The 20,812-nt window shown below is 69.1% G+C and carries 21 protein-coding genes; 4 read left to right on the top strand and 17 right to left on the bottom strand.

Annotated elements, in window-relative coordinates; genetic code table 11:
- Positions 1-4: 4 nt before the first annotated feature.
- The 9 genes from GTO19_RS09195 to scpA form a co-directional block, all read right to left on the bottom strand.
- Positions 5-1,519: a methyl-accepting chemotaxis protein gene (locus GTO19_RS09195; RefSeq protein WP_291020793.1), complete on the bottom strand. Its 1,515-nt coding sequence runs from the start codon at positions 1,517-1,519 to the stop codon at positions 5-7.
- Positions 1,520-1,661: 142 nt separating this feature from the next.
- Positions 1,662-2,156 carry a VOC family protein gene (locus tag GTO19_RS09190; RefSeq protein WP_291020792.1) on the bottom strand — a complete coding sequence of 165 codons (495 nt, stop codon included), beginning with the start codon at positions 2,154-2,156 and terminating at the stop codon, positions 1,662-1,664.
- Between the two features lie 2 nt (positions 2,157-2,158).
- Positions 2,159-2,632, bottom strand: a complete 474-nt coding sequence (locus tag GTO19_RS09185) for a methyltransferase domain-containing protein (RefSeq protein WP_291020791.1) — start codon at positions 2,630-2,632, stop codon at positions 2,159-2,161.
- A gap of 224 nt (positions 2,633-2,856) precedes the next feature.
- Positions 2,857-4,905, bottom strand: coding sequence for an acetyl/propionyl/methylcrotonyl-CoA carboxylase subunit alpha (locus GTO19_RS09180; RefSeq protein WP_291020790.1), 2,049 nt, complete (start codon positions 4,903-4,905; stop codon positions 2,857-2,859).
- A gap of 20 nt (positions 4,906-4,925) precedes the next feature.
- Positions 4,926-6,458, bottom strand: a complete 1,533-nt coding sequence (locus tag GTO19_RS09175; RefSeq protein WP_291020789.1) for an acyl-CoA carboxylase subunit beta — start codon at positions 6,456-6,458, stop codon at positions 4,926-4,928.
- A gap of 18 nt (positions 6,459-6,476) precedes the next feature.
- Complete coding sequence (gene meaB, locus GTO19_RS09170) at positions 6,477-7,463, bottom strand: methylmalonyl Co-A mutase-associated GTPase MeaB (RefSeq protein WP_291020849.1); 987 nt, start codon at positions 7,461-7,463, stop codon at positions 6,477-6,479.
- Between the two features lie 29 nt (positions 7,464-7,492).
- A complete protein-coding gene (locus tag GTO19_RS09165; RefSeq protein ID WP_291020788.1) occupies positions 7,493-7,912 on the bottom strand; it encodes a hypothetical protein in 420 nt (139 codons plus the stop codon).
- Positions 7,893-8,180, bottom strand: a complete 288-nt coding sequence (locus tag GTO19_RS09160) for a hypothetical protein (protein ID WP_291020787.1) — start codon at positions 8,178-8,180, stop codon at positions 7,893-7,895. The genes GTO19_RS09165 and GTO19_RS09160 overlap by 20 nt, the downstream gene beginning before the upstream one ends.
- Positions 8,181-8,219: 39 nt before the next feature.
- On the bottom strand, positions 8,220-10,379 hold the full coding sequence (gene scpA, locus GTO19_RS09155; RefSeq protein WP_291020786.1) for a methylmalonyl-CoA mutase: 2,160 nt from the start codon (positions 10,377-10,379) through the stop codon (positions 8,220-8,222).
- Positions 10,380-10,505: 126 nt separating this feature from the next.
- On the opposite strand from scpA, the gene GTO19_RS09150 reads away from it, so the two are divergent.
- Entirely contained in the window at positions 10,506-11,162 is a 657-nt protein-coding gene (locus GTO19_RS09150; protein ID WP_291020785.1) for a GntR family transcriptional regulator, read from the top strand.
- A 16-nt stretch (positions 11,163-11,178) separates the two neighbouring features.
- Here the strand turns inward: GTO19_RS09150 and GTO19_RS09145 are convergent, their stop codons facing one another.
- Complete coding sequence (locus GTO19_RS09145) at positions 11,179-11,964, bottom strand: IclR family transcriptional regulator (protein WP_291020784.1); 786 nt, start codon at positions 11,962-11,964, stop codon at positions 11,179-11,181.
- A gap of 102 nt (positions 11,965-12,066) precedes the next feature.
- Between GTO19_RS09145 and GTO19_RS09140 the strand changes: the two genes are divergently transcribed.
- Together GTO19_RS09140 and GTO19_RS09135 are read left to right on the top strand one after the other, a co-directional pair.
- Positions 12,067-13,029 (top strand): tripartite tricarboxylate transporter substrate binding protein, encoded by a 963-nt coding sequence (locus GTO19_RS09140; RefSeq protein WP_291020783.1) that lies wholly within the window; start codon positions 12,067-12,069, stop codon positions 13,027-13,029.
- A 19-nt stretch (positions 13,030-13,048) separates the two neighbouring features.
- Positions 13,049-13,927 carry a TauD/TfdA family dioxygenase gene (locus GTO19_RS09135; RefSeq protein WP_291020782.1) on the top strand — a complete coding sequence of 293 codons (879 nt, stop codon included), beginning with the start codon at positions 13,049-13,051 and terminating at the stop codon, positions 13,925-13,927.
- A gap of 57 nt (positions 13,928-13,984) precedes the next feature.
- Here the strand turns inward: GTO19_RS09135 and dusA are convergent, their stop codons facing one another.
- From dusA to GTO19_RS09105, 6 genes are all read right to left on the bottom strand, one after another.
- The gene (gene dusA / locus GTO19_RS09130) at positions 13,985-14,992 is read right to left on the bottom strand and encodes a tRNA dihydrouridine(20/20a) synthase DusA (protein ID WP_291020781.1); all 1,008 of its coding nucleotides are present in this window, start codon (positions 14,990-14,992) and stop codon (positions 13,985-13,987) included.
- A gap of 59 nt (positions 14,993-15,051) precedes the next feature.
- The gene (locus tag GTO19_RS09125; protein ID WP_291020780.1) at positions 15,052-16,227 is read right to left on the bottom strand and encodes an HD domain-containing phosphohydrolase; all 1,176 of its coding nucleotides are present in this window, start codon (positions 16,225-16,227) and stop codon (positions 15,052-15,054) included.
- A gap of 124 nt (positions 16,228-16,351) precedes the next feature.
- On the bottom strand, positions 16,352-17,698 hold the full coding sequence (locus GTO19_RS09120) for a HAMP domain-containing sensor histidine kinase (RefSeq protein WP_291020779.1): 1,347 nt from the start codon (positions 17,696-17,698) through the stop codon (positions 16,352-16,354).
- Positions 17,695-18,387 carry a response regulator transcription factor gene (locus GTO19_RS09115; RefSeq protein WP_291020778.1) on the bottom strand — a complete coding sequence of 231 codons (693 nt, stop codon included), beginning with the start codon at positions 18,385-18,387 and terminating at the stop codon, positions 17,695-17,697. The genes GTO19_RS09120 and GTO19_RS09115 overlap by 4 nt, the downstream gene beginning before the upstream one ends.
- A gap of 10 nt (positions 18,388-18,397) precedes the next feature.
- Positions 18,398-18,700: a hypothetical protein gene (locus tag GTO19_RS09110; RefSeq protein WP_291020777.1), complete on the bottom strand. Its 303-nt coding sequence runs from the start codon at positions 18,698-18,700 to the stop codon at positions 18,398-18,400.
- Positions 18,701-18,711: 11 nt separating this feature from the next.
- Positions 18,712-19,182, bottom strand: coding sequence for a Spy/CpxP family protein refolding chaperone (locus GTO19_RS09105; RefSeq protein WP_291020776.1), 471 nt, complete (start codon positions 19,180-19,182; stop codon positions 18,712-18,714).
- A 155-nt stretch (positions 19,183-19,337) separates the two neighbouring features.
- Here GTO19_RS09105 and GTO19_RS09100 point away from each other — a divergent pair, with 155 nt between their 5' ends.
- Complete coding sequence (locus GTO19_RS09100; RefSeq protein ID WP_291020775.1) at positions 19,338-19,760, top strand: lysozyme inhibitor LprI family protein; 423 nt, start codon at positions 19,338-19,340, stop codon at positions 19,758-19,760.
- Positions 19,761-19,788: 28 nt separating this feature from the next.
- Here the strand turns inward: GTO19_RS09100 and GTO19_RS09095 are convergent, their stop codons facing one another.
- The gene (locus GTO19_RS09095; protein ID WP_291020774.1) at positions 19,789-20,796 is read right to left on the bottom strand and encodes an aldo/keto reductase; all 1,008 of its coding nucleotides are present in this window, start codon (positions 20,794-20,796) and stop codon (positions 19,789-19,791) included.
- Between the last annotated feature and the right edge of the window lie 16 nt (positions 20,797-20,812).

Here is a 20,812-nt window from a genome sequence, read left to right as displayed (position 1 = left end):
GGCGTCAGCGCGCCGCCGCCGTCTTGTACACGCCGCAGCCCAGGTACAGCGCGTCCACTTTCACCACGTAGGACATCTTGGCCTGCACCGCACCGCTGGCCGGGTTCACGATGTCGTACTCCACCCAGCCGGGGCCCTGTTCGGCCTGGCTCACGATGGCCGCCAACAGCGCGGCGCCGTCCACGCCCGCGATGTCGTGCACGCGGCTGCCCAGCTTCTCCGGCTTGCCACCGAAGGCGCGGTAGACGCCCGCGGCGTCCAGCGCGAAGACATACATGTCGCGGTCATGAAAGCCGCGCGCCGGCTCCGTCAGGTCGCGCACGAAGGCGTCGGCAGAGACCTGGCGGCGATGCGCCAGGGCCTTGTCCACCAGTGCCATGGCCTCTTCGGCCGTGCCCTGCTGCAACACGAAACGGCTCACCGCCTGCGACAGGTGCGCCGCGCGCTGCTCCAGCCGGTTGGCCTGCTGCACGGCCAACTCCACCATCTGTGCGTTGCGCTGGGTGATCTGATCGAGCTGGCTCACGGCGGTGCTGATCTCGGACAGGCCGGTGCTCTGCTCGGCGCTGGAGGCCGAGATCGACGAGAGATTGGCGGCCACGCCGCGCACGCCCTCGACGATGCGGCTCATGCTCTGGCCCGCGTCGCGGATCTGCGAGGCGCCGCTTTCCACCTGGGCGCGCGAGGCCTCGATCAGCCCGCGGATCTCGCGCGCCGACGCCGCCGATCGCTGGGCCAGCGAGCGCACCTCGCCCGCCACCACCGCGAAGCCACGGCCCTGCTCACCCGCACGGGCGGCCTCCACGGCGGCGTTGAGCGCCAGGATGTTGGTCTGGAAAGCCAGGCTGTCGATGACGCCGATGATCTCGTTCATCTGGGCGGCGCCCTTCTGGATGCCCTCCACCGTCTGCACGGCCTGCTGCATCGAGCCCGCGCCGCGCTCGGCCACGTCGCGCACCTGCGCGGCCTGGCGGTCGGAGTCGCCCGCGGTCTGCGCGTTCTGCGCCACCGCGCCGGTGAGCTGCTGCACGCTGGCCGCGGTTTGTTCGAGGTTGGCGGCCTGCTGCTCGGTGCGCTCGGCCAGGTCGCGGTTGCCCACGGCCAGGCTGCGTCCGGCATGCGCCACCAGCGCCGAGTTGCTGCGCACCTCGGCCACCATGGCCGAAAGGCTGCCGATCATGCGGTCCAGCAGGCGCGCGAGGTCGGCCAGTTCGTCGTGGCCGTCCACGCTGAGATGTGCGCGCAGGTTGCCGCCGGCCGTGTGGGCCATGGCGTCGTGCACGCGCTGGAAGTCGCCCAGGAACGCCGATCGGAACGCCAGCAGCAGGTAGATCAGCAGGGCCAGGCCGACCACGGTGACAGGAGCGATCGCGAGGGCCGCGTCCGCCGCGGACAAGGCCATGGCGGCCAGGAGCGGCCACGCCGAGGCCAGGGCCAGGCAGGCCAGCCGCCCGCCCAGGCGCCATCGGCGCATGAGCCACACGCCCGGGCGCAACAGCGGATTCGACGATGGATTCATGGGTGCTTCGCTCCTCTACCGGTCAAGCCCAAGGGGGCTTGCTCGCCAATGTAGGGGCGTCCCGACCCTTGCAATGGACAAAACAGCGGCGCGAAAACCGCCCAATTGCCCTTGATGGGCCGCGCGGGCGCGGCCGGGGCCCTCAGGCGGGCGTGGCGGTGGCCAGCGCGTCGAAGGCGCTCACCACCTCCGGTGGCGCCTGAACCAGCTCGATGAGCACGCCCTCGCCCGCGATGGGAAATTCCTCGCTGGCCTTGGGGTGCAGGAAGGTGATGTCGAACCCCGCCGCACCCTTGCGGATGCCGCCCGGCGCGAAGCGCACGCCCTGCGCCGTGAGCCACGCCACCGCCTTGGGCAGGTCGTCGATCCACAAGCCGATGTGGTTGAGCGGCGTGGCGTGCACGGCGGGCTTTTTCTCCGGGTCCAGCGGCTGCATCAGATCGACCTCGACCTTGAACGGCCCGTTGCCGATGGCGCAGATGTCCTCGTCCACGTTCTCGCGTTCGCTGCGGAAGGTGCCCGTCACCTCCAGGCCCAGCATGTCGACCCACAGGGTCTGCAGGCGCTGTTTGTCGGGACCGCCGATGGCGATCTGCTGCACACCGAGCACGCGAAAGGGACGGGAAGACGCGGTCATGGTCAGTGAATGCCTTGGGTGGGGTGGGCCGCCGGCTCCAGCGACCAGACGGTCGCCGGTGGCAGATTGGCCCAGACGGTGGTGACGCGCCGCCAACGCCAGCCAGGCGGCAGCTGATCGAACGGACGCACGTGGCGCGCCGCGTAGGTGTACTGGAGCAGCCGCGCATTGGGCGTGCGCTCCATCAGGGTGAGCATGGACTGCACGCAGCGCCGCGCCTCTTCGCGTGGCATGGACATCAGCGGCAGCGAGGACACCAGCATGAGCGAAGCGGCTGGCGGCAGGGGCAGCGCCTCCAGCCCCGTCGCGCAGGCGTGCAACACCTCGGCACGGGGAAAACGGTGGTGCAGGTGGCGCACCAGACCCGGGTCGCGTTCGACGACGAAGAAGCGGTCGGGCGGCGGCCCCAGATCGGCCAGCGCCTGGGTGATGGCACCCGTGCCCGCGCCGATCTCCAGCAGCAGTTCGGGTCCCACGCGGGCGACCTCCCGCGCAATGGCCTGTGCCAGCGCCCGAGACGCCGGCGCAATCGCCCCCACCCGACGCGGGTCGCGCACCCAGGCCAACGCGAATGCCAAACCGCCCAGACCTTGTCCGCGTTCATCCGCCATGTTCCGTGCTCCAGGAAGCCGTGGAGCACGCAGGGTAACCGAGCGCGGGCGGCTTGTCGCGTCATCAAACGAAACAGCCGCCACGGGCATTACTCGAACTCGACGATGGGCTGGTCGACCGCGAGCGACTCGCCCTGCTTCGCCAGCACCTTGCCCACCGTGCCATCGGCCGAGGCGAACAGCACGTTCTCCATCTTCATGGCCTCGATGACGGCCACGCGCTCACCGGCCTGCACCTTCTGGCCCGGTTGCACGGCCACCTGCACCAGCAGGCCCGGCATGGGCGACAGGACGTACTTGCTCATGTCCGGCGGCGCCTTGAAGGGCATGAGCGCGTGCAACTCGGCCATGCGCGGCGAGACCACCATGGCCTCGATGCGCGTGCCGTTGTGCTGCACCACCAGGGCCAGCGGGTTGCGCGGCGTGCCGCGCTCCAGTTGCGCCGTGAAGGGCTGGCCGTTGCACGTGCCCACGGTGCACACATCGTTCAGGCGCGACGGGCTCTGGAACGCGTAGCGCTTCTCGCCCACCATCACCACGGCCGCGCCCACCTGGCCCAGCACCTCGTCCACGTGCACCTTCACGTGCCGGTGCGCACCGGCCTTGTCGAGCACGATCACGGTGTAGTCCAGGCCGACCTTCACGCCGTAGCCAGGCAACTGGCCCGACAGACCGGCCGCGCGCTCGCGGCTCTTGCGGCGCACGAAGGCCGCCAGCGCCACGAGGAAGTCGGGGTCGTCGTGCGGCACGTCTTCCGCGCGGAAGCCCTGGCCGTAGTGCTCGGCAATGAAGCCGGTATTGAAATCGCCCGCCACGAACTTCGGGTGCGCCAGCAGCGCGGCCTGGAAAGGGATGTTGCTCTGCACGCCGCGGATGACGAAGCCGTTGAGCGCCTCGCGCATCTTCGCGATGGCCTCGAGCCGGTCCTTGCCGTGCACGATGAGCTTGGCGATCATCGAGTCGTAGTACATCGGGATCTCGCCGCCGTCCTGCACGCCGGTGTCCACCCGCACGCCGAAGCGGTGTTCGGTGTCGGCCTGCCACATGCTCAGCGGCGGCGCCGCGAAGCGCACCAGCCGCCCCGTGCTGGGCAGGAAGTTGCGGAACGGATCCTCCGCATTGATGCGGCACTCGATGGCCCAGCCCTCGCGCTTCACGTCGGCCTGCCGCAGGGGCAGCTTCTCGCCGGCCGCCACGCGAATCATCAGTTCCACCAGGTCCAGCCCGGTGATGCACTCGGTGACCGGGTGCTCCACCTGCAGGCGGGTGTTCATCTCCAGGAAGTAGAAGTCCTGGTCCTTGTCGACCACGAACTCCACCGTGCCCGCACTCTGGTACTTCACCGCCTTGGCCAGGGCCACGGCCTGCTCGCCCATGGCCTGGCGCGTGGCCTCGCTGATGAAGGGCGACGGCGCTTCCTCGATCACCTTCTGGTGGCGGCGCTGGATCGAGCACTCGCGCTCGTACAGGTGGATCACGTTGCCGTGCGCGTCGGCCAGCACCTGGATCTCGATGTGGCGCGGCTCCTCGACGAACTTCTCGATGAACACGCGGTCGTCGCCGAAGCTGTTGCGCGCCTCGTTGCGGCAACTGGTAAAGCCGTCGTGGCAGTCCTTGTCGTTGAAGGCCACGCGCAGGCCCTTGCCGCCTCCGCCGGCACTGGCCTTGATCATCACCGGGTAGCCGATCTTCTGCGCGATGGCCACCGCCTCTTCCGGCGACTGGATGGGTTCGTTGTGTCCGGGGATGGTGCTGACCCTGGCCTCGTTCGCGAGCCTCTTGGAGGCGATCTTGTCGCCCATGGCCGCGATGGAGTAGTGCTTGGGGCCGATGAAGACCAGGCCCTCTTCCTCGACCTTGCGCGCGAAGTCCTCGTTCTCGGACAGGAAACCATAGCCGGGGTGGATGGCCTCGGCGCCCGTCTGCTTCGCGGCGGCGATGATGGCATCGCCCAGCAGGTAGCTCTCGCGCGAGGGCGGCGGGCCCAGGCGCACGGCTTCGTCGGCGAGTTGCACGTGGCGCGCTTCCTTGTCGGCGTCGGAATACACCGCCACGGTGGCGATGCCCAGCTGCTTGGCCGTGGCGATGACGCGGCAGGCGATCTCGCCGCGGTTGGCGATCAGGATCTTCTTGAACATCTTGTCTTCTCCTCGGGCCGTCACAGCGGGATGTTGCCGTGCTTGCGCCACGGGTTCTCCAGCTTCTTGTCTTTCAGCATCGCCAGCGACCGGCAGATGCGCTTGCGTGTCTCGTGCGGCAGGATCACGTCGTCGATGAAGCCGCGCGCGCCAGCCACGAAGGGGTTGGCGAAGCGGGCCTTGTACTCGGCTTCGCGCTGCGCGAGCTTGGCCGGGTCCTTCTTCTCCTCGCGGAAGATGATCTCCACCGCACCCTTGGCGCCCATCACCGCGATCTCGGCATTCGGCCAGGCGAAGTTCACGTCGCCGCGCAGGTGCTTGGAGGCCATCACGTCGTAGGCACCACCGTAGGCCTTGCGCGTGATGACCGTGATCTTGGGCACCGTGCCTTCCGCGTAGGCGTAGAGCAGCTTGGCGCCGTGCTTGATGATCCCGCCGTACTCCTGGCCGGTGCCGGGCAGGAAGCCGGGCACGTCCACGAAGGTGACGATGGGGATGTTGAAGCAGTCGCAGAAGCGCACGAAGCGCGCGGCCTTGATGGAGCTCTTGATGTCCAGGCAGCCCGCCAGCACCAGGGGCTGGTTGGCCACGATGCCCACGGTCTGCCCGTCCATGCGGGCGAAGCCGATGACGATGTTCTTGGCGTAGTCGGGCTGCAGCTCGAAGAAGTCGCCGTCGTCGACGACCTTGAGGATCAGCTCCTTCATGTCGTAGGGCTTGTTGGGGTTGTCGGGCACCAGCGTGTCCAGGCTCAGCTCCATGCGGTCCATCGGGTCGCCGCTGGGCCGCACCGGGGCCTTCTCCCGGTTGTTGAGCGGCAGGTAGTTGAACAGCCGGCGCAGCATCAGCAGCGCCTCCACGTCGTTGTCGAAGGCGAGATCGGCCACGCCGCTGCGCGTGGTGTGGGTGACCGCACCGCCCAGCTCCTCGGCCGTCACCTCTTCATGCGTCACGGTCTTCACCACGTCGGGGCCGGTGACGAACATGTACGACGAGTCCTTCACCATGAAGATGAAGTCCGTCATGGCCGGCGAGTACACCGCGCCGCCCGCGCAGGGGCCCATGATCATGCTGATCTGCGGCACCACGCCGGAGGCCAGCACGTTGCGCTGGAACACGTCGGCGTAGCCGCCGAGCGAGGCCACGCCTTCCTGGATGCGCGCCCCGCCGGAGTCGTTCAGGCCGATGACGGGCGCGCCGACCTTCATGGCCTGGTCCATCACCTTGCAGATCTTCTCGGCGTGCGCTTCGCTGAGCGCGCCGCCGAAGACGGTGAAGTCCTGGCTGAAGACGAAGACCAGGCGGCCGTTGATCGTGCCGTAGCCCGTGACCACGCCGTCGCCGGGGATCTTGTTGTCCTCCATGCCGAAGTCGGTGCAGCGGTGCTCGACGAACATGTCCCACTCTTCGAAGGTGCCTTCGTCGAGCAGCACCTCCAGGCGCTCGCGCGCGGTGAGCTTGCCCTTGGCGTGCTGGGCCTCGATGCGCTTGGTGCCGCCGCCCAGTCGCGCGCGGGCGCGCTTGTCTTCGAGCTGTTGCAGGATGTCTTGCATGGTTCTTCTCCGGAGGAATCAGTCGAACAGCGCGAGCAGTTGCCGCGCCGCCGTGCTGGCGGGCAGTTGCCCTGCGAGCACTCGTGAGGTGGTCTCGGCCAGCGCGCCACGCACCGCCGGGTGCTCGCGAAAGCGCTGCTTGAGGCCGGCGTCGATGCGCTCCCACATCCAGGCCCTGGCCTGGCGCTGGCGGCGCGCGGCGAATTCGCCGTTGGCGGTCTGCAGGGCGCGAAAGCGTTCGATCTCGGCCCAGAAGGCGTCGATGCCCTGTGCCTTGAGCGCCGAGAGCTGCATCACCGTGGGGTGCCAGTGCGTGGTGTCGTGCGCCGCGTGATCGGGCCGGCCGTGCTGGCCCAGCAGGCGCAGCGACGAGGTGATCATGGCGCGCGCCCGCGTCGCGGCGTCGGGGTCGATGTCGGCCTTGTTGATGACCACGAGGTCGGCGATCTCCATCACGCCCTTCTTGATGGCCTGCAGGTCGTCGCCCGCATTGGGCAGTTGCAGCAGCGCGAAACAATCCGTCATGCCGGCCACGGCCGTCTCGCTCTGGCCCACGCCGACGGTCTCGACGATCACCACGTCGTAGCCCGCGGCCTCGCACACCAGCAGGGCTTCGCGCGTCTTCTCGGCCACGCCGCCCAAGGTGCCGCCGCTGGGGCTGGGGCGGATGAAGGCGCGCTCGTCCATGGAGAGCTGCTCCATGCGCGTCTTGTCACCCAGGATGGAGCCGCCCGAGACGGTGCTCGACGGATCGACCGTGAGCACCGCAACGCGGTGGCCTTGCCGGATGAGGTGCAGGCCCAGGGCCTCGATGAAGGTGCTCTTGCCCACGCCCGGCACGCCCGAGAGGCCCAGGCGAAAGGCCTTGCCCGTGTGCGGCAGCAGCGCGGTGAGCAGCTCGTCACCCTGCGCGCGGTGCTCGGCCCGGGTGGACTCGAGCAGCGTGATGGCCTTGGCCATGGCGCGGCGCTGCACCATGCCCTCCCCCTGGGTGAGGGCGCGCACGCTGTCGTCGAGGAGGAACGGCGAAGCACTCACAGAATGTCGAAGCCTCGTCCGTCGGGCAGGCGGTAGCGCGAAAAGTCGCGCACGTCGGTGGTCATGATGGTGGTGACACCAGTGTCGGCAGCGAGCCAGACCAGCGAGGCATCGGCCAGGTCCATCTCGGTGCGCGGGGCTTCTGTGTAGCGGTGCATCAGGCCCGCGAAGTCCTCCAGCGCGTCCTGCTGGAACGGGAACACCGCCAGCGCGCCCGCCGCCACCCACCGCATGAAGGTATAGCGCTGCGGCGGCGCCAGCAAGTAGCTGGCCTCCACCACGCAGGGCCAGGTGGTGGAGAGCGACCAGTGCTGCTCCGACGCGGTCTTGAACAGGTCGAGGTAGTGCCGCGCGCGGGGCTGGCGGGTCCCGAACAGCGCCACCATCGGCCCCGCGTCAACCAGCGCGGCCGCCATGCTTGGCCTTGAGCTTCTTCACGATGGCGGCGCGCGAGCGCGAGGTGTCGTAAGGCTTTTCCTCGCCCTCGAAGGCTTTGCCCACCGCCTTGTACTCGGCGGACTTCTCCTCCAGCTTCAAGGCCATCAGCAGCTCGTAGGGGTTCTTGCGGCCGAGCGCACGCTCCACCGCGTCCACGATGAACTGGGACTTGGTGATGCCCTGGCGGCGAGCCGCCAGTTCGAGTTCTTTTTCGAGCAAAGGGTCCATGCGGACGGAAACAGCCATGGCGCACTCCGGATGAAAGACCGTATTACGGTATCACATTCACACCGACAGCGCCCGCTTGATCTGCTCCAGCACGTCCTTCGCGCTGGCCGGGATCGGCGTGCCCGGGCCATAGATGCCCTTGACGCCGGCCTCATAAAGGAAGTCGTAGTCCTGGCGGGGAATGACGCCGCCGACGAAGACCACGATGTCGTCCGCGCCCTGCTTCTTCAGCTCCTGAATGATCGCGGGCACCAGGGTCTTGTGGCCGGCGGCCAGGGTGCTCACGCCCACGGCGTGCACGTCGTTCTCGATCGCCTGGCGCGCGCCTTCCTCGGGGGTCTGGAAGAGCGGGCCCACGTCGACGTCGAAGCCGAGGTCGGCGAAGGCCGTGGCGATCACCTTGGCGCCGCGGTCGTGGCCGTCCTGGCCGAGCTTGGCGACCAGCATGCGCGGGCGGCGGCCCTGCTGTTCGCCGAACTCGGCGATCTCTTTCTGCAGTTGCGCCCAACCCTCGGCGCTGTCGTAGGCGGCGGCGTACACGCCGGTCACCTTCTGGGTGTCGGCCCGGTGGCGGCCGAAGGCGGTTTCAAGCGCATCGCTGATCTCCCCGACGGTGGCGCGCAGACGCACGGCGCGGATGGACAGGTCGAGCAGGTTGCCCTGCTTCGATTCGGCGGCCTCGCTCAGCGCAGCGAGCGCGGCACGCACGGCCGCATCATCGCGCGCCGCCCGCACCTGCTTCAAGCGCGCGATCTGCGCGTCGCGCACCTTCACGTTGTCGATGTCGAGGATCTCGACCGGGTCCTCGTTCTTCAACTTGTACTTGTTGACGCCGACGATCACGTCCTTGCCCGAGTCGATGCGGGCCTGCTTCTCGGCCGCCGCCGCCTCGATCTTGAGCTTGGCCCAGCCGCTGTCCACCGCCTTGGTCATGCCGCCCATGGCGTCAACCTCTTCGATGATGGCCCAGGCCGCGTCCGCCATCTGCTGGGTCAGCGTCTCCATCATGTAGGAGCCGGCCCAGGGGTCCACCACCTGGGTGATGTGGGTCTCTTCCTGAATGATGAGCTGGGTGTTGCGCGCGATGCGCGCGCTGAACTCGGTGGGCAGCGCGATGGCTTCGTCCAGCGCGTTGGTGTGCAGGCTCTGGGTGCCGCCGAAGACCGCGGCCATGGCCTCGATGGTGGTGCGCACCACGTTGTTGTACGGGTCCTGCTCGGTCAGGCTCCAGCCCGAGGTCTGGCAGTGGGTGCGCAGCATCAGGCTCTTGGGGTTCTTCGCGCCGAAGCCCTTCATGATGCGGCACCACAGCAGGCGGGCCGCCCGCATCTTGGCGATCTCCAGGTAGAAGTTCATGCCGATCGCCCAGAAGAAGGACAGGCGCCCGGCGAAGGCGTCCACGTCCAGGCCCTTGGCCATGGCGGTCTTCACGTACTCCTTGCCGTCGGCCAGGGTGAAGGCGAGTTCCAGCGCCTGGTTGGCGCCGGCTTCCTGCATGTGGTAGCCGGAGATGGAGATCGAGTTGAACTTCGGCATGTGCCTGGCCGTGTACTCGATGATGTCGGCGACGATCCGCATGCTCGGCTCGGGCGGGTAGATGTAGGTGTTGCGGACCATGAACTCCTTCAGGATGTCGTTCTGGATGGTCCCGGTGAGCTGGTCCTGTGCCACGCCCTGCTCTTCCGCCGCGACGATGTAGCCCGCCAGCACCGGCAGCACGGCGCCGTTCATGGTCATGGACACGCTGACCTGGTCGAGCGGAATGCCGTCGAACAGGATCTTCATGTCCTCCACGGTGTCGATGGCCACGCCGGCCTTGCCCACGTCGCCCGTCACGCGCGGGTGGTCGCTGTCGTAGCCGCGGTGGGTGGCCAGATCGAAGGCCACCGACACACCCTGCTGGCCGGCCGCCAGGGCCTTGCGGTAGAAGGCGTTCGATTCCTCGGCGGTGGAGAAGCCCGCGTACTGACGGATCGTCCAGGGCCGCACCGCGTACATGGTGGCCTGCGGGCCACGGATGAAAGGCTCGAAACCCGGCAGCGTGTCGGTGTACTGCAGGCCCTGCAGGTCTGCCGCGGTGTACAGCGGCTTGACCGCAATGCCGTCCGGCGTGGTCCAGGTCAGCGCGTCGAGCTGGCCACCGGGGGCGGATTTGGCGGCGGCCCGGGTCCAGTCGGACAAGGTGGCGCGCGCGAAGGCGTCAGGGGTTGGGCTCATGGCAGCGGAATCGGAAACGCCGGCGTGGGACGCGCCAACGGAATGCGGCAGGGAAACCACGGGGAGTGTACATCATTCATAATTATTGATGCAGAATTTCCGTCAGCCCTTAGAATCGGCCCCTGCATGGACACCGACACCGCCGCCCCCTCCGCCCCGTCGCTGGCGCCACGCGCGCTCTACGAGGAGGTGGCCGAGCTGCTGCGCCAGCGCATCTTCAAACGTGAGCTGCAGCCCGGCAGCTGGATCGACGAATTGAAGATCGCCGAGGAGTACGGCATCAGCCGCACCCCCTTGCGCGAGGCCCTGAAGGTGCTGGCGGCCGAAGGCCTGGTGACCATGAAGGTGCGCCGGGGCGCCTACGTCACCGAAGTGTCCGAGAAGGACCTGCGCGACGTCTACCACCTGCTGTCGCTGCTCGAATCCGACGCCGCGGGCGAGGTGGCGGCCCAGGGCCAGGCCGCCGCGCTGGCCGAACTCGGCGCGCTGCACGAGGAGCTGGAAGCCGCCGTGCACGACCGCGACCGCTTCTTCGCCGTCAACGAACGCTTTCACCTGCGCCTGCTGGAACTGGCCGACAACCGCTGGCGGCTGCAGATGGTGAGCGACCTGCGCAAGGTAATGAAGCTCAACCGCCACCACTCGCTGTTCAAGGCCGGGCGCATCGAAGGGTCGCTGGCCGAGCACCGCGCCGTGATGGAGGCCCTGCGCGCGCGCGACGGCGCCCTGGCCATGCGGCGCATGCGGGAACACTTCGCCAGCGGCCTCGAAGCAGCGACCTGAGCGCGGCCGGCCCGATTCAGCCCTCGCCGATTTCCCGCGCGATGGCGCGCCGCGTCTCCAGCAGCGCCGGCGCCACCTTCTCCAGCAGCCACTCCCGCGGCAGCTTGTAGGCCGGCCCGCCCACGCTCACGCCGTACAGCTCGCCCTCGATGCCGCGCAGGCTGAAACCCAGGGCGTGGATGTCGGGGTGCCACTCGCCGAAGGAGCTGCAGAAGCCCAGCCGGCCGTGCTCCTCCATGGCCTGGGCCAGCCGCGCGGCCACCTCGGGCCAGGCGCCCTCGCCCACGGACGCGCGGATGTCCTCGTACGCGGCGTCGCGTTGCGCCAGCGGCAGCGCTGCCAGGTAGGCGCGCCCGGCCGCCGAGGTGGCCATGGTCATGCGCGAGCCCACGTCCATGCGCGAGAGGATCAGCGCCGAGCGTGGCCGCAGCGTGTCGATCAGCAGCATGTCCAGCCCGTCGCGCACCGTCAGGTGCACGTTGGCGCCGGCCGTCTCGGCCAGTTCCGCCAGGTGCAGGCGCGCCGTCTGCCGGAAATCGAAGGTGCGCAGGTAAGCGTTGCCCAGTTGCAGCGTGGCCGAGCCCAGGCTGTAGCGCTCGCTGCCGGGCGCCTGCCGCAGGTAGCCGGCGGACAGCAGCGTGGCCACCAGGCGCGACACGGTGGCCTTGGGAATGCCGGTGCCATCGGCCAGTTCGCGGTTCGACAGCGGCTGGTCGGCATCGGCCACCGCCTTCAGCACCGTCAGGCCCCGTGCCAGGGCGCTGACCTCGTCCTTCCCCTGCGTGAGCGGTTCATCGGCCATGGCAATCACCTCTGATTTTTTGAGACGTCGTTCCATTTTTCTGTGATCGTCATATAATTTCGAGACACCGTTCCATTTTAAAGACGCAACCGGAGACACACCTTGAACTGGATCAAGAACACCGCACTCGCCCTCGCGCTCGGACTGACGGCGCTGGCGCCCGCCAGCGCGCAGGATTTTCCCAAGGGCCCGGTCAAGCTCATCGTGCCCTTCCCGCCCGGCGGCCCCACCGATACCGTGGCCCGCCTGCTGGGTCAGAAACTGCAGGAGACCTGGGGCCAGCCCGTGATCGTGGACTACAAGCCGGGTGCCGGCACGGTGATCGGTGCCGACTTCGTGGCCAAGTCGGCACCGGACGGCCAGACCATTGGCATGGTGAACTCCTCGCTCGCGGTCAACCCCACCCTGCGCAAAAAGCTGCCTTACGACACGCAGAAGGACCTGTCCGGCGTCACGCAGCTCTTCAACATGCAACTGGCCATCGTGGCCCACCCCGACGCGCCCTTCAACAACCTGCGCGAACTCATCGACTACGCCAAGAAGCACCCCGGCAAGCTGAACTACGGCACGCCCGGCGCCGGCAGCACCACGCACCTGGGCGCCGAGCTGCTCAAACGCGAGGCCGGCTTCGAGATGCAGCACATCGCCATGAAGGGCAGCGCGCCCGCGCACACCGAACTCATGGGCGGCCGGCTCGACCTGGTGGTCGACCCCTTCCTGTCCATCCTGCCCTACGTTCAGGGCGGGCGCATGAAGCTCATCGCCACCATGGGCGACAAGCGCGTGGCCGGGCACAACTACCCCACCGTGGCCGAGACCATTCCCGGCTTCAACGTGGGCGCGCTGCTGGGCTTCGTCGCGCCCGCGGGCACGCCCAAGCCGGTGCTGCAGAAGATCCAGGCCGACACGGCCAAGGCCCTGGCCACACCGGACGTGCAAAAGCGCGCGCAGGAATTCGGCCTGCAGGTGGTGGGTTCCACGCCCGATCAGTTCGATGCCTTCATCGCGTCCGAAATGAAGCGCTGGGGCCGCATCGTCACCGAAGCCAACATCCAACAGGAATGACCCGGAAGGACATCGCACCGTGAGCCTGCAACTCAAACCCTTGCACCCCGTCTTCGGCGCCGAGGCCAGCGGCCTCGATCTCACCCGGCCGCTGTCGGAAGCCGACGTGCGCGCCGTCAATGCCGCCATGAACGAGCATGCGGTGCTCGTCTTTCGCGGCCAGCCGCTGACGGCGCAGCAGCAGCTCGACTTCGCCAGACACTTCGGCCCGCTGGACATCGGCCTCAAGCGTGTCTTCAAACGGCCCGAGCGGCTGGAGGACGAACGCCTGATCGACATCTCCAACGTCGACGCGCAGGGCAACATCGCGCGCCGCGACTCGCCCAAGAACCTGTCCAACTTCGCCAACCAGCTCTGGCACAGCGACAGCTCCTTCATGAACCCGCGCGCGGCCTACTCCATGCTGCATTGCGTGATCAAGCCGAGCTGGGGCGGCAACACCGAGTTCGCCGACCTGCGCCACGCCTACGACACGCTGGACGAGCGCACCAAGGCCGAAATCCAGGACCTCAAGGCCGAGCATTTCGCGCTGCACACCCGCATCCTGCTGGGTGACGACGCCTACACCGACGACCAGAAGAAGGAAATCCCGCCCGCCGTCTGGCCCCTGGCCGACACGCACCCGGGCTCGGGCCGCAAGGTGCTGTTCGTGGGCGTGCACGCGCGCGAGATCCTCGGCTGGCCGGTGGCCGAGGCCCGCATGTACCTCAGCGACCTGCTGGAGCACGCCACGCGGCGAGAGAACGTGTACGTGCACGAATGGACGCCCGGCGACCTGGTGATCTGGGACAACCGCAGCACCCTGCACCGCGGCCGCCGCTACGACATCGCCGAACGGCGCGAGCTGCGGCGCACCACCATCAACGACACGCCCGAGGCGATGCTGCTGGCGGCCTGAGCGCAGGGCGCAGACGAGGGCCGCGCGTGACGCGGCCCTTTTTCTTTTCAGGCCTCTTCAGGCGACCAGCGACTCGGCTTCGTCGCTCACGTGTGCGCGGGCCATGCGCCACACCTCGCGTGGCGGCAGCGGCTTCAGGCGGTGGTCGCTCCACACCTGGCGCCACTTGCGCGCCCCACGCAGCCCGTGCCGCAGGCCCAGCATGTGGCGCGCGATGGCGTACCAAGGGCAGCCGTCCTCGGCGTGCGCGCGCTCCATGTAGCGCACCATGTCGTCTTCCACCGCGTCGCGGTCCACGGTGCTTGGGGATGCGCCGAAGAAGGCTTCGTCCCAGGTGGTGAGCACCCAGGGGTGGTGGTAGGCCTCGCGGCCCAGCATCACGCCGTCCACGTGTTGCAGGTGCTCGACGATCTGCTCATTGGTGGTGAAGCCACCATTGACGGCGATCGTCAGCCGCGGGAAATCCTGCTTGAGCCGGTGCGCCAACTCGTAGCGCAGCGGCGGCACCTCGCGGTTCTCCTTGGGGCTCAGCCCCTGCAGCCAGGCCTTGCGCGCGTGCACGATGAACACCTCGCAGCCCGCGTCGGCCACGGTGCCCACGAAGTCGCGCACGAACCCATAGCTTTCGGTCTTGTCGATGCCGATGCGGTGCTTCACCGTGACCGGAATCGACACCGCGTCGCGCATGGCCTTCACGCCATCGGCCACGGTCTGCGGCTCGGCCATCAGGCAGGCGCCGAAGGCCCCGCGCTGCACGCGCTCGCTGGGGCAACCGCAGTTCAGGTTGATCTCGTCGTAGCCCCACTCCTCACCCATTCGCGCGGCCTTCGCCAGCTCGTCGGGCTCGCTGCCGCCCAGTTGCAGGGCCACCGGGTGTTCTTCGGCGTTGAAGCGCAGGTGGCGCTGCACGCTGCCGTGCATCAAGGCGCCGGTCGTCACCATCTCGGTGTAAAGCAGCGTGTGCTTCGTCAGCAGGCGATGCAGGAAGCGGCAGTGGCGATCCGTCCAGTCCATCATCGGCGCGACGGACAGGCGCCAGGGGGACGGTGGGGTGGTCAGGGGCATCCCGGGATTATCCCAGCCGCTTCCAGGGAAAGCGCCCCGGGCGGGCCAAAGCCCCGCGCTCAGCAGCGCGCGATCAGCCGTTCCACGTTGACGATGACCTTCACCTCGCCCGGCGGCAGGCTGGCCTTCACCGCCCAGGCCGGGTCGGCCGTGTCGCGCAGCACCGGCTCGCCCAGCGGCAGGCCCTGGCGGCCCACCAGCGCGAACACCTTGGGTTCGTTGGCCTTGGCGCCCCGGCGCACCACCACGCCCAGCTCGTCGCTGGCCAGACGCACGTAGCTGCCCGGCGGGTAGAAGCCCACGCTCTTGACGAACAGCGCGCCCAACTGGTCGGGCGCGCGGTGGCCGCCCATGTAGAGCTCCCGCGCCACCTGTTGCGACAGCAGCGCGCCCCGGCTTTTGCGCGGGCTGATGCAGGCCACGTACACGTCGGCCATCTGCAGCAGGCGGTGCGTGATGCGGTCGACGCGCTCGCCTTTGGGGTAGCCCGTGCCGTCGGGTTTCTCGTGGTGTTGCGCCACCAGGCGGATCCATTCGGTGTCCATCACGCCCAGTTGGCGCAACAGGGCCACGCTCTGCTGCGGGTGCTCGCGCACCACCTTGCGCTGGGGCGAACTGAGCGGCCCGGGCTGGCGCGCCATCTGGTCGTGCTCGCGGGTCATGCCCATGTTCATGGTCAGCGCCGCCAGCACCAGCGCGCGCCGCTGCTTCTCGTCCATGCCCGCCAACGGAGCCACCAGGGCACACAGGCCGGCGGCCAGCAGCGCGTGCGTGGCGCTGTAGGACACGCGCGTGTCGAAGAGCAGTTGCACCAGCACCAGCAGGCTGTTGTCGGGCTGGTCGTCCCACAGTTGATCGCCGCGCGCCTGCACCTTCAGCAGTCGTTCCATGAACTGATGCGCCTCGGGCCCCTGGTGCAGCACCGCCGCCAGCGAGGCGTGCAAGTCGGCCCAGGCCTCCGGCGCGGACGTCCCTTCCTCGACCCCGTAGGCCACGGCGGCCGATGACGACAGCGCGCTCAGCTCCGCAATGCGTTGCAGCGACTGGTTGCCGCGCACCATGCGGTCCAGCGAGCTGGTGTAGCCGTAGTTCAGCGCCTGCCAGTCGGCGGCCAGCACCAGCGGCGCATGCAGCATGAGCACGCCGCGGTGCTGCTCCGAGGTGATCGCCTCGCCCTTGCGCAGCAACAGCACGCCCTTGGCGTCCCAGATGTTGACCGGGACGGGCTCATGCAAGGCGAAGGAATCCAGAGGCAGTGGCCGATACATAGCCCCCGACTCTAGGCGCGAAGCGTGTCGGCCAATCGGTCGAAAACCGCCGGAAAACCGCCGCAGAACGGCCCACGGCAGATCAGCCTGTTCACCCCCGCGCCACCGGCAGCGTGACGCTCACCACCAGCCCCGGCTGCGCGTTGCGGATCTCGCAGCGCCCGCCGTGCGCCTGCGCCACCAGGCGGCACAGGTACAGCCCCAGCCCCACCCCGCCCGCGTTCCGGGTGCGGGCGCTGTCGGGGCGGTAGAAGGCCTGGGCCAGCTGCGCGATCTGGTCTTCGGGCACGCCCGGCCCGTGGTCGCGCACCACGAAGCGCACCCCCTCCTCGCCCGCGTTCTCCACCCGCAGTTCGGGCGGCGTGGTCGCCTCCGCGCCGTGGCGCAGCGCGTTGTCCAGCAGGTTGCGCAGCAGCAAACGGATGCGCACGCGGTCGAGCGAGACCGAGGGCAGCGCTTCGTCCACATGCAGCGCGATCCGACGCGCCTCGGGACGCGCAGCCGCGAGTTCGTCGATCACCTCGCGCGCCAGCGTGACGGGCTCGGTGGCCTCGCGGTTGAGCGCGGCGTGGCGGCTGGCCAGGCGCTCGCTCTCCAGCAGGTCGCTGATGAGGCGCGCCATTTCGTTCAGGTCGCGCAGCAGCGCCTCGCGCTGCGGATGGACCTCGGTCGATTCGGGCAGCAACTCGGTGTTCAGGCGCGCACGCGTGAGCGGACTGCGCAGCTCATGGCTGATGGCCAGCAGCAGCGCGCGCTGGGCCTGCAGCATCTGCTCGATGTCGTGGCCCATGGTGTTCACCGTCTCGGCGAGCTGCCCCAGCTCGTCGCAGTGGTGGGTGCGCACCCGGATGGGCTGCGAGAAATCGCCCGAGCCGAAGCGCATGGCGCCCGCGCGAATGGCGTCCAGCGGGCGCAGCAGGCGGCGCACGTACCAGAAGGCCAGCGTGGTGACCAGCAGCAGCGCCACCAGCGCGAACAGGAACATGCGCGGGCGGCGCTCGACGGCGGCGTCGTTCAGACCGAACTCGATCACGTGCCCGTCGGCCGTGCGCCGCTGCACCAGCGCGCGCCAGTTCTCGTCGTCGCCCCAGTCGTCGGCACCCGGCTCCTGCCGCCAGTGCGGGCGCGGCGTGTCGGGGTGCGAGCGCCACTGCACCGCCGGCCCGGTGATGTCGATGGTGATGATGGGCAGGCGCTCCACCAGCTCGCGGGCCTTGTCGACGTCGGGCCGGCCCTGGGGCGCGATGTCGCTGGCCAGGCGGCTGACGTAATCCATCAGCAACGGGCGCCCGGCCTCCTTCCAGCCCAGGGTGAAGGCCTTCTGCGCGCCACCAATGAAGATGAAGGCCACCAGAAAGGCCAAGACCAGGAACACGCCGAGCAGGCGCAGCTTCAGCGAGTGCCGCCAGCGCGGGCGGGGGTCGGCGGGCTTCTTCATGGTCGCGGCGACGGCGCTCGGCGCAGCGCGAGGGAATAGCCCGCGTTGCGCAGCGTCTTGATGCAGTCCAGCGGCTCGAGCTTGCGGCGCAGGCGGCTCACCACGATGTCCACCGCGCGCGTCAGCAGCTCGGCCTCGTGCCCGCGCAGGTGGTTGAGGATGTCGTCGCGGCTGAGCACGCGCCCGGCCTCGCGCGCCAGCAGGTGCAGCAGTTCGAACTCGGTGCCGGTGAGTTCCACCGCCTCGCCCTGGCGCAGCACCTGGCGCCGCGCGGGGTCGATGCTCAGGCCCTCGAAGGCCAGCACGCCGGGGTCGGCCGGGGCCAAGGGTGCGCGGCGACGCAGCACGGTCTGCACGCGTGCCACCAGCTCGCGCGGCTCGAAGGGCTTGGGCAGGTAATCGTCGGCGCCCAGCTCCAGCCCCACCACACGGTCCATGACGTCGCCGCGCGCGGTGAGCATCACGATGGGGATGTCGCTGTCCTTGCGGATGGTGCGGCACAGCTCGAAGCCGTCCATCTCGGGGAGCATGACGTCCAGGATGGCGGCGTCGAAACCGCCCCGGCGCAGCCACTCCAGGCCCTCGCTGGGCTTGTGGGCGTGGACCAGCGTGAGGTCGAAGCGCTGGAAGTAGCTCGCCAGAGGGGCGCCCAACTGGGTGTCGTCGTCGATCAGCAGGATGCGGGGCATTCGCGCATTCTCACACCGCCACCGCGCCGGTCAGCGCGCGGTGGCGCAGGATCAGCCGGCGCACACGTCGCTGGTCGCTGCCGTCGAGCGCGTCGAATCGCTCGGCCGCGTTCATGAGTGCGGGCAGTACCGGCACGGCCTGCTGCGGCGCGCGCCGCGACAGGCGCGACCACAGCCACATGGCGTGCTCGCGGTCGAAGCGCGGGCCCCACACCAGGGCCAGCATTTCGTCGTGCGGGTCGTTCACCTCGGCGAGCAGCGCGGGGCCGTGCTCACGCAAGGGGCGGGCGAGACCTTGCAGCGCGGGGGACATGGTGGACCCCATCAGCCGCGACGAAACCAGCCGCGGCGCTTCTCGAGGAACTCGCGCACCTCGGCCTGCTGGGCGGGGTTGAGGCTGTCGTAGAAATCGGCCAGGGCGGTGATGACCTCGGGCGTGCTCATCTGCAGCACGCGGGTCTTCTCGTCGAGCAGGTTCAGGGCGCGCGCACGGTCGAACTTCTCGCCGGCCACCAGGGCCTTCATCTCGGTGCGCGGGCCCTGGCTCTGGCCGATCATGGCGGCGCGCTGCGCGATCAGCTTGTCCGCCAGCACCTCGAACTTCTGGCGCTGCTCGGCCGTGAGGTCGAGTTTGCGGGTGACGCGGTCCACGGCCTTGCCGCGCCACTCGGCCACTTGCTCGGCCGAGGCCGGGCCCTGCGCGTGCTGGCCACGGTGGCCACAGGCCGCCAAGCCGCCCGCCAGCACGGTGACGCTGGTGAGGCCGATGAGGGTTCGCTTGATCCAGGGGTTCATGACGGAGACCTTTCACAGGGGTGGAACATGGCCGTGATGGTGCGCGGCGGGCGCCGACACCGGGTCTCGCGGCGGTATCGCTTCTTGTCGTTTTGTTTCGACGGAGAATGCCGCTTCGCCTCGACCCGATTCGCTTCACCAGGAAGGACCACCCCATGCGCCGTCTCGCCCCCCTGCTCTGCCTGTGCCTGGCCGCTCTGGCAAGCGGCGCAGCCGCGCAAACGGCCGACGAGCTGCCCAAGGACTGCGCCAAGGCCGAGACCCAGCGCCAGCTCACCGCCTGCGCCTACCGGGACTTCGAGCACGCCCAGGCGGCTTACACGGCGGTGTTCCGCGAGCTGTTCAATGGGCTGGACACCGCGCGCCGCACCCTGCTGCGCACCGCGCAGAAGGACTGGCTGGCATACCGCACCTCGACCTGCGAGTTCGAGTCCAGCGCGGTGCGCGGCGGCAGCGCCGAGCCCATGACGCGCCTGCAATGCCAGACGCGCGTGACGCGCGAGCGCACCAACGAACTGCGCCGCCAGCTCAACTGCCCGGAGGGCGACCTGACCTGCCTGCGCCCGGTGCGGCCATGAGCGCGGGAAGATGCGGGAACGGCGCCGCTCAGGCGCTGAACACCTCGGTGTCCACCTCGCGGTTGGACTGCTCGCTGTAGCGGTTGCCGCTCACGGTGTTCTGGTTGATCAGGGCGTCCAGGCGCTGCATCACGTCCGCGCTCAGCTTCACGCCGTCGGCGCCGTTGTTCTCGCGCAGGTGGTCCACGTTGCCGGTGCCAGGCAGCGGCAGGATGTGCGGCGCCTTGTGCAGCAGCCAGGCGATGGACAACTGCGCGGGCGTGCAGCCCACCTCCGCCGCGATGGCGCGGTAGCCGGGCAGCAGGCGCTGGTTGGCCGCCCAATGCGGCGGCGCGAAGCGCGGCATGGCGCGGCGGATGTCCTTGGCGTCGAAGGCCTCGGGGTCCAGGTCGATCGCGAGGAAGCCGCGCGCCGTGGGACTGAAGGCCACGAAGGCGGCGCCGATCTCGCGGCAGGCATCCAGCACCGCGATCTCCGGGTTGCGCGTCCACAGCGAGTACTCGGTCTGCACCGCGCTGATGGGGTGCTCGGCGTGCGCCTTGCGCAGGGTGGCAGCCGACACCTCCGACAGGCCGACCGCGCGGATCTTGCCCGCACGCACCAGGTCGCCCAGGGCGCCCACGCTCTCCTCCACCGGCACCTGCTTGTCCCAGCGGTGCAGGTAGTACAGGTCGATCACATCGGTGCGCAGGCGGCGCAGCGAGGCCTCGCAGGTCGCGCGCAGCGTGTCGGGCCGGCCGTCGATCACGCGCACGAGCTGGCCATCGCCCTTCACGTCCACGCCCTGCATGCCGCACTTGCTGGCCAGGGTGAAGCGGCTGCGGTGCTTGGCCAGCACCTTGCCGACGATGGTCTCGCTGGCGCCAAAGCCATAGAGCGCCGCGGTGTCGAAGTGGGTCACGCCCTCGTCGAGCGCGGTGAGCAGCAGGCGCTCGGCCTGTGCCTCGGGCACGGGCGGGCCGTAGGCGTGGCAGATGTTCATGCAGCCCAGGCCGATGGCCGAGACTTTGAAGGGGCCGAGTTGACGTTGTTGCATGGCTGGTTTCCTCGTT

The organism is Hydrogenophaga sp. (genome assembly GCF_011772445.1).
Classification (GTDB): Bacteria; Pseudomonadota; Gammaproteobacteria; order Burkholderiales; family Burkholderiaceae_C; genus Hydrogenophaga.
The sequence above is the reverse complement of the archived record's forward strand: the minus strand, read 5'-3'. Positions and strand labels throughout refer to the sequence as shown.

Bases quoted from the DNA above. Each gene is read 5' to 3' on its own strand.
- GTO19_RS09195 (WP_291020793.1), bottom strand. From the start codon at position 1,519: ATGAATCCATCGTCGAATCCGCTGTTGCGCCCGGGCGTGTGGCTCATG.
- GTO19_RS09190 (WP_291020792.1), bottom strand. From the start codon at position 2,156: ATGACCGCGTCTTCCCGTCCCTTTCGCGTGCTCGGTGTGCAGCAGATC.
- GTO19_RS09180 (WP_291020790.1), bottom strand. From the start codon at position 4,905: ATGTTCAAGAAGATCCTGATCGCCAACCGCGGCGAGATCGCCTGCCGC.
- GTO19_RS09175 (WP_291020789.1), bottom strand. From the start codon at position 6,458: ATGCAAGACATCCTGCAACAGCTCGAAGACAAGCGCGCCCGCGCGCGA.
- GTO19_RS09165 (WP_291020788.1), bottom strand. From the start codon at position 7,912: ATGGCGGCCGCGCTGGTTGACGCGGGGCCGATGGTGGCGCTGTTCGGG.
- GTO19_RS09160 (WP_291020787.1), bottom strand. From the start codon at position 8,180: ATGGCTGTTTCCGTCCGCATGGACCCTTTGCTCGAAAAAGAACTCGAA.
- scpA (WP_291020786.1), bottom strand. From the start codon at position 10,379: ATGAGCCCAACCCCTGACGCCTTCGCGCGCGCCACCTTGTCCGACTGG.
- GTO19_RS09150 (WP_291020785.1), top strand. From the start codon at position 10,506: ATGGACACCGACACCGCCGCCCCCTCCGCCCCGTCGCTGGCGCCACGC.
- GTO19_RS09145 (WP_291020784.1), bottom strand. From the start codon at position 11,964: ATGGCCGATGAACCGCTCACGCAGGGGAAGGACGAGGTCAGCGCCCTG.
- dusA (WP_291020781.1), bottom strand. From the start codon at position 14,992: ATGCCCCTGACCACCCCACCGTCCCCCTGGCGCCTGTCCGTCGCGCCG.
- GTO19_RS09120 (WP_291020779.1), bottom strand. From the start codon at position 17,698: ATGAAGAAGCCCGCCGACCCCCGCCCGCGCTGGCGGCACTCGCTGAAG.
- GTO19_RS09115 (WP_291020778.1), bottom strand. From the start codon at position 18,387: ATGCCCCGCATCCTGCTGATCGACGACGACACCCAGTTGGGCGCCCCT.
- GTO19_RS09110 (WP_291020777.1), bottom strand. From the start codon at position 18,700: ATGTCCCCCGCGCTGCAAGGTCTCGCCCGCCCCTTGCGTGAGCACGGC.
- GTO19_RS09105 (WP_291020776.1), bottom strand. From the start codon at position 19,182: ATGAACCCCTGGATCAAGCGAACCCTCATCGGCCTCACCAGCGTCACC.
- GTO19_RS09100 (WP_291020775.1), top strand. From the start codon at position 19,338: ATGCGCCGTCTCGCCCCCCTGCTCTGCCTGTGCCTGGCCGCTCTGGCA.
- GTO19_RS09095 (WP_291020774.1), bottom strand. From the start codon at position 20,796: ATGCAACAACGTCAACTCGGCCCCTTCAAAGTCTCGGCCATCGGCCTG.